This is a genomic window from Herbiconiux daphne, from assembly GCF_024979295.1.
Taxonomy (GTDB): Bacteria; Actinomycetota; Actinomycetes; order Actinomycetales; family Microbacteriaceae; genus Herbiconiux; species Herbiconiux daphnes.
Window position 1 is genome coordinate 1 of sequence record NZ_JANLCJ010000436.1, and the last position, 675, is coordinate 675.

General features: G+C 41.5%; 1 protein-coding gene. It reads right to left on the bottom strand.

From position 1 onward, the window contains the following. Nucleotides 1-334 precede the first annotated feature (334 nt). The coding region (locus N1032_RS25705) for a hypothetical protein (RefSeq protein WP_259543449.1) at nt 335-675 on the bottom strand (341 nt) is incomplete at its 5' end.

Genomic DNA, 675 nt, shown 5'->3' on the forward strand with positions numbered 1-675 from the left:
AACAATTTACGGATGAATTGAAACTCATATGCAAGGTTATGGACGTATATAACCATGCGGTTTTTACAATCAATTGTGTAGTGATCCTTTATGGAGTCTACGAATTCCCCGAATTGCTCCCATGTACGCCCGTAAAATACGTTTTCATCACCCCCGATGCAAACCATCCAGACATACATGAAAGCAAATTTCGAGTCATCCGAGAGCGTTACGCTCGTTGTCTCTATATCGAAACCAGCCGGAATATTAAGATACTTGAGCGTCTTCTTATTCCGGGTTGTAGAAACCCAGTTTTGGTCTGGGAGGGTGTCAAAATTGAGTTCCGTATATGGTTTCAAAAGAAAAAGTCCTCGCCGCCCCCCTTTACACCACGGCTAGGAGAGCCTAAGAAAACATCCAACAAATTAGACAGCATTTCGGCTAACGTGTCTAAATCGGTGTCTTCTGTAATTTCAATATCGGTATTCTGGATATACCGAGCCATAAAACGCTGCGCTTCTTTACCCATAGATACTTCGTAAGCGCGTTCGAAAGTATGTTCCAAGTGCTGCATTAATTTGTTGTACAGCTTGAAATTTAACCCGATTTGCTTTGCGAGATCTTGAGCCTTGCGCTTTTTAACTGGAATATTTAGCTCTTTCGCCTGTTTCTTTATGTTGGTTTTAATACCAGTTA